This window comes from Segatella copri (genome assembly GCF_019127135.1).
In the GTDB taxonomy this organism is placed as follows: Bacteria; Bacteroidota; Bacteroidia; order Bacteroidales; family Bacteroidaceae; genus Prevotella.
Genome location: NZ_JAHOEA010000096.1, coordinates 1 through 6417, shown reverse-complemented (window position 1 = coordinate 6417; position 6417 = coordinate 1). Strand labels below are relative to the sequence as shown.

Below are 6417 nucleotides of genomic sequence, written 5' to 3'. Positions count from 1 at the left end.
ACACTATTTCAAAGAACGTGGGTCTATTCCTTACGGACAAGACTCCTTTAAATGAATTGTTTAACAAAGCTGTTCCAACAGAAGAGACGGAGGATTGGCTATATCCTAGCCTTTTCAGGCCCAATGATTTCTAAACGGGACAGCAGTGAATTTGATTGTTATTACATAATCAAACATCATGCGAAGAATCATTCTTCACTCTTATCAAAATAACAGCCCTTGATGCTCAACTCCATTGGCTTTTCTGAAGCATTTGAGTATATGTTGATGAACTTTCTAAAAGAACCATTCAAAAAGCCATTTCCATCATATACTACAATGATAGAATCATACTCGCCTGGCATCAAAGGCTGTGGATTGAATTTGACTTGTGTGCAACCACAATCGCTCTCAGCCTTGTATATGACAAGTGGAGACTTGCCTGCATTCTTGTACTTGAAAGCGTATCTTTTCGTTTCCTTTTCTCGATATTCTCCAAAATCATGTTCTTTCTCAAGAAAGGCTATTGAAGTTTTAGCACTTGTTGCATCATTGGCAGCCCCTTGTTTGGAAGGTTGACTGCAACATGTGGCAAGCGCAAGGATAGCTAGCAAGAGAATGGCAGGAATATATCTACCGAACATTTTCATATACATAGGCTTGTTCATACTTTATTTAGCAATCATGATAGAAACACGGTTCATGTTATTCTCAGCAAATGGCTGAACACGAGCACCCTTTGAGTCCTCTGTGATGCGCTCAGCAGGAATGCCATAGCGCTTCTCCAACATCCAGACAACGGCAGCAGCACGCTTAGCAGCGATGCGGTCGTTGATGCGATCGTTACCAGTACCCTTGTCAGCATAACCAGTAACAACAACCTTAGCCTCTGGGTTCTTTCCAAGGAAGTCAACCACCTCACGGATCTTAGCCTCCTCAGCAGGAGCAATCTTGTTAGAATTGATGGTGAAGAAGATGTCACGGCGAATCTCCTCTACCTTCTTCTCTACAGGAGCTGGCTTAGGCTCTGGCTTAGGAGCTACATATTCCTGCTTAGGAGCTGGTGCCGGAGCAGGTTCCTCTACCGGCTTAGCCTTCTTGGTATAGCTCTTGCCCAGGTTGATGCGAAGACCAGCCAAAGCATTGAAATACCAGTCAGGGTTACCTGCCTTCTTTGAGTTATACTTGTCAGAAGTAATATTGGCATTACCCTCCAACATCAGGCTGACAGACTTGCTAACCTTGAAAGCCAACTCAAGACCGGCACGACCATAAGGGCGAACCTTGGTACCATCCCAGAGATACTCCAGGTTGTAGGCACTAGTTTTTTTCATGGTTGCAGCCAACTCATTCACCTCATCGTTGTCCCAAGCGATGTTAGCACCACCTCCCAAGAAAGCAGTAACGTTCAGCACACGGTTAGGGTTCCAACCGCAGAAGAGGTTGCTGAGGTTGAACATGAAGTCAACACCAGGAGCCATATACTTGAACTTATAGGTAGCGTTGTAAGGAGTCTCTCCAGGATTTGCGCGGAAACCTGACCAGCCGCCCTTACTCTGCCAGCCGTTAGCCTGCAAGCGCATACCGAAGACAGGAGAGAACTGGTAGCCTAAGCCCAACTGAACGTTAGGAGAAATCAAGTCACCAAACTTAGCTTCACCGAGTGTGTACTGAGCACCACCCTGGATATCCAGGAATGCGTGCTTCTTAAACTGATACTCATTGCCATCCTTGTCTGTATAGGTAGCCTGTGCCATGGCATTCATTCCTAAAGAAGCGAGAACGGCTGTTGCCAATAAATATTTATATGATTCCATAATTCTCTAAAATTAGTTTTGAATTTTGGTACCACCCATGTTGTTTGAGTCAGTGATATTGTCAACAGTTGTCAAATACCATCTGTTGTCTTTGCGGATAGGTTTGAGATACAGAGAAATGCTGTTAGGTCTTGTATCGCCTGGCTTCTTTTCAAACAACAAGATATTAACTTTTACGATATTGTCTTTCTCCTCGTTGAACACCAAACGGTCAACGGTGTATTTCACTCCCTGTGCATTGGCCAAGGCATTGCATTGACGCTTGACGAGTTCAGCAGGCAATGGTACAATATCGTTGCCATCTAGATAAGAAAGCATGGAGACAGCTGATTTGATGTCTTTTTGGTTGAGTTTGTCAATGAAGCTATTTACCAAGTACATAACTTCGGATGTGTCCTTGCCCGAAAAAGAATCAACAGGTTGAACGAGATATTGCTGCTCCAGCTGTTTCACGTTCTTTTCTTTTTGACCGCATGATGCGAACATCAAGGCAGCCAATCCGAAAATGAATAATACGATCTTTTTCATAATAATAAATGTTTATTAAGAATAAAAGGGGTGTCAATGAGTTGACACCCCCTCCTTATTTCAAAGATGATCTGTAAATTTTAGTGACGCTTTGCGCCAGAGTTTACAGTCTTGTTAACTGTGATGACAGCCCATACCTTCTGAGTGTAGTCAAGGTTTGTCTTAACACCAGAGGTCCGCAAGTTTGTGTTGCTGTACTTCACATTACCCCAAGCGTACTTCACTGCGATTGGTACGTAGATGTGGAAGATTTGTGCACCACCACCATTGTTTACATAGTTGATCTTACCATAGTTCACGTAATCACCAGCACCCTTAGTCCAGATACCGTTTGGTGATGTACCATGCTGCTCGCTGTCGAAGATCTCCTGGTTATTACCATTGTAAACCTTCAAGTAAGTTGCTGTAGTGATACCATGCTCCATCTTGTAGCTTGTCAAAGAAGGAACTTCGTCAACGATAGGCAACTCAGCGATTTTCTTAGCGTCGGTGAGAGCAGCTGCAGTACGTACAGAGATATCTTCCATAGCGTCTGAACGGATTTCCTCACGAATTACTGCCAAGTCTGTGATGTTGTAGAACTCATAAGGAACCTGTGCGTTGGTGTTATCAGCGTAATTGCCATTTACCAATACGCTGTAGTCACGCCAATCCTTGATGCTAACCAAGTCTGTCAACTTAACTGACTCCTCCGCATTCAAAGCATCGGTCCAAGTTACATTCTTAGGAGCTACGTTGATTGGACGGAGGAAGCGTACGTTGAACAAGTTGTTCTCAACCAATGGCTGGTAGCAAGGGTCATCAGAGAGAGTTACCTCAAGATAAGCAGTGAATGTCTTATCAATGTTGTTTGTCAAGTAATCGTTCTTGATGTCATTGCCCTTTGCGTCACGACGACCCATGTTGTTGAGGAGGTCGGTAGCAGCGTTGTCATTGATACCCTCATCACCGAAGTAGTGGAGGATAGAGTACTTGTGGTCGTAATTATTCTGACGAAGTTCAGCGACTGTCTCAGGGTGAGCCAATACAACACCATCCTGCTCAATTGCAATAATCTTGTGGTTGCTGTCAGAAAGTTTCAAAGTCCAAACAGAACCAGAAGCACCCTTAACAGCCCATGTGCCATTTACAGCATCTACAGTAGAGTTTACACCCTTCTTAGGCAATACGAAACCGAAGTCCAACTGTGTCTTTGCGGTGCCGTCTGCATTATAGAATTTAGTGAACTTATCCTTGTTACCCTCAAGAGTTACAAGTACCTTCTTGTTTCTCCAGTACTCCAACAAGTCCTTGTCAAACTTGTTTGCTGTGAGAGCTATTTGACCATACTCTGCAGGAGTAGGAACGTTAGCGTGAACATCGAGGTCGTTCTCACCACCAGGAACGTATGTAGAGTTCAACTGGAACCAGTGGTGCAAGTCCTTGTTGGCAATCTTACCATACTCGAAGTGGAGCTTCGTAGGAGCGAAGTTCAACTTAACCCAGATAGAAGTACCGTTCAACTTGTGGACGAAGCGTACCCATGTATAGAGAGCCTTGGTATTCTCACCCTTAGAAGCGTAAGAAACGCCAGTTTCCTCCATCAACTTCTTGTAAGAAGCTGCATTCATCTTACCTGCATTAGCATCTGTTGTGAAGTTCCAAACCAATACGTTGGTCTGGTTATCCCAACCCTGACCGCCAGTAGCGTTGTCATGAGGTGTGTACCATACACGACCGTAAGAGTCAGCGTCGCTAACCTTCTTGGTCTTGTCTGCGTCAGAGTAACGTACTGCATACCACTTATCTGTAGCATTGTACAATGTACCACCATTTGCAACTGTAGGCATTACCGTGAAACCACCCTCATTCTCAAGATAGTATTCGTTCTCGAAAGTTTGCTTGGTCATACCGTCTGTACCCAACTTAGAGAGGATGAGGTTCTCAACCTGTGACCAAGTCATCTTGCCCTCATCACCACAGTTGAAGTACAAGTCGCCGAGGTTAACCTCAACCTTCATGTCAACAACTGGCTTCTCAACGATACGAACCTTGATGTAACCATAAAGTACGATGTTGCCTTCGCCATCAACCAAGTTTACACGAACCAATGGCTCACGCTCTACAGCTTCCTTAGTTGCAGTCTGGCCCTTGATGGTCTTACCGTCTGCATCAACAGAACGAGGAGCGAATACACCAGAAGTCTTGTCACCAATCTGCTCGAAGTGAGCGGTCTCACTAGTTGTCTCCTCACCGAGGTAATAGTCGATAGGGATGAACTCATAGTGCAAGCCGAGAGCCTCAAGCTCAGCATCGTTCATAGTCTGATCCTTATATGACTTGCCATACTTAGCGAATGTCTCGTAGTCGAAGTGAGTCTCTACGAATGGCTTCAAGTCGATGGTCTCATTATATACTACAGAGTGAGTAGCTGGCATTGTGATAACACCATGTGTCAGGGCATCTGCCAATGTCTTACCATATTCCTCTAAATTAGTACCATACAAAGTTGTATAAAGGTGGTTGTCACCAATAACACCTGTATGTGGGGCACCCTTGATGAATGTGTTCTGGTCAAGAACTGTCTCAGGAGCGTTATCTGCGAGAGCCTTGAGGATGTACTTAGCAGGAGTTACAACAGCATAGTCAGATGTGATAGTTGTATCCTTCATCTGAGCCTGAAGAGCAATGAATGGCAACTTAGAGCCGTATGCCTGGTTGTCTTCTTCATCTTCCCAACCATTGTTAGGAATTACAGGGTCTGTGATTTGATTGCCATTAGAATCCTTGCCCTTTGCCCATTCTGTGAACAAAGCATTAACTTTCTTGGTATTGATAGTGAATGGAACGCTCAAAATACCATCAACAACTGTGTTCTTGCCATTGGCAACATATTTAACCTCTTTTGGAGTAGCGATGGGCTCATCACCAGAACGTGTATATACCTCAGCAAGGTTTGTGAAGAAGCTGAATTGTGCACCTTCCAAGCTTGCTGTTGAAGGATTCATGTGATACTTAGCAATAGCACCGTTCTGCAAGTAAACTTTCTCGCCAGGTCTAGCTGGAACTTTATCGTTTACAGTAGCCTTGATAGTCTTGAATCCTACAGCTGTAGATACTCTGTAATTAAACTCGGTCTTATCACCGAAGGTGTATGTTTCTGGCTCTGCCCAAGGAGCCTCGATACCCTCAAGACCTTCCCAATAGAAGTCTGGTTTGAGAACCAAAGACTTAAGCTGCTTTGCTACCATGACAGTGATGACGTTTGCTTCTGCTGCAACTTTGTCAACCTTCTTGCTGATAGCTTCCATTGTTTCTTTCAGCTGTTTGATTTCTGTAACGTCACCTGCAGCAGCCTTAGCATCGTCGATTTCCTTTTGCAACTCAGCAATCTTAGTGTTGTAAGCCTCCAAGTCAACTTTCTTGCTTTCGAGTGAACCAATCTTCTCTTTCAACTTGGCAAGAGTCTCACCCTGTGCCTCCAAGTTTGTTTGAGCAGCAGTCACAGCACCGTCCAAAGTTTTCAAGGTAGTGCCGATTGTGTTGAGAGAAGCATCAATAGCATCGATTCTTCCAGCAAGCTTTTCGAGGTCAGCCTTGTCTGCCTTACCTGCGATAATGGCGTTCAAGTCATCGATGGCTTTCTGTAACTTCTCTGCAGTTACCAACTTTGCTACCTCGGTCTGAAGAGAATTGAGATCCGCTTTAGTAGCGAAGTTTGCATGTGCTGTTGTTGCATCATTCTTGGCTTGATCCAACGCAGTCTGCAAAGTCTTTAATTGTTCCTGCAAGTCCTTGATTTGCGACGTATTCATGTTGATGTCATCATCGTAGTCCTTACAAGAAGTAAATGTGCTTACCGAGGCAATTGTCAATGCACCCATAAGCAGCGCGCTTAAATACTTTCTTTTCATACGGTAATAATTTATAAAGTTATACCCGTTGGCGGAATTAATTTAAGTTGATAAATATGAGTAAAAAGTTGCACATATCGCTGATTTTTAGTAACTTAGTGGTGTTCAAAACATTAAGTCCAAACCATCGTATGTACAACCTTTAGTAAGCGGCTCCGCGTTTATACCTTGCCCTTTATCGTAAAATTTCTTACCTTTGC

4 protein-coding genes are annotated in these 6417 nt (G+C 44.0%); all 4 read right to left on the bottom strand.

Annotated elements, in window-relative coordinates; all coding sequences use genetic code 11:
- Positions 1 to 188: 188 nt before the first annotated feature.
- Positions 189 to 647 carry a DUF1573 domain-containing protein gene (locus tag KSW37_RS14860; RefSeq protein WP_217315177.1) on the bottom strand — a complete coding sequence of 153 codons (459 nt, stop codon included), beginning with the start codon at positions 645 to 647 and terminating at the stop codon, positions 189 to 191.
- Positions 648 to 650: 3 nt separating this feature from the next.
- Positions 651 to 1796 carry an OmpA family protein gene (locus KSW37_RS14855; protein ID WP_217315175.1) on the bottom strand — a complete coding sequence of 382 codons (1146 nt, stop codon included), beginning with the start codon at positions 1794 to 1796 and terminating at the stop codon, positions 651 to 653.
- Between the two features lie 12 nt (positions 1797 to 1808).
- On the bottom strand, positions 1809 to 2324 hold the full coding sequence (locus tag KSW37_RS14850) for a hypothetical protein (RefSeq protein ID WP_117728576.1): 516 nt from the start codon (positions 2322 to 2324) through the stop codon (positions 1809 to 1811).
- Between the two features lie 80 nt (positions 2325 to 2404).
- A complete protein-coding gene (locus KSW37_RS14845) occupies positions 2405 to 6217 on the bottom strand; it encodes a coiled-coil domain-containing protein (RefSeq protein ID WP_217315173.1) in 3813 nt (1270 codons plus the stop codon).
- Positions 6218 to 6417: the final 200 nt, after the last annotated feature.

Bases quoted from the DNA above. Each gene is read 5' to 3' on its own strand.
- KSW37_RS14855 (WP_217315175.1), bottom strand. From the start codon at position 1,796: ATGGAATCATATAAATATTTATTGGCAACAGCCGTTCTCGCTTCTTTA.
- KSW37_RS14845 (WP_217315173.1), bottom strand. From the start codon at position 6,217: ATGAAAAGAAAGTATTTAAGCGCGCTGCTTATGGGTGCATTGACAATT.
- KSW37_RS14850 (WP_117728576.1), bottom strand. From the start codon at position 2,324: ATGAAAAAGATCGTATTATTCATTTTCGGATTGGCTGCCTTGATGTTC.
- KSW37_RS14860 (WP_217315177.1), bottom strand. From the start codon at position 647: ATGAACAAGCCTATGTATATGAAAATGTTCGGTAGATATATTCCTGCC.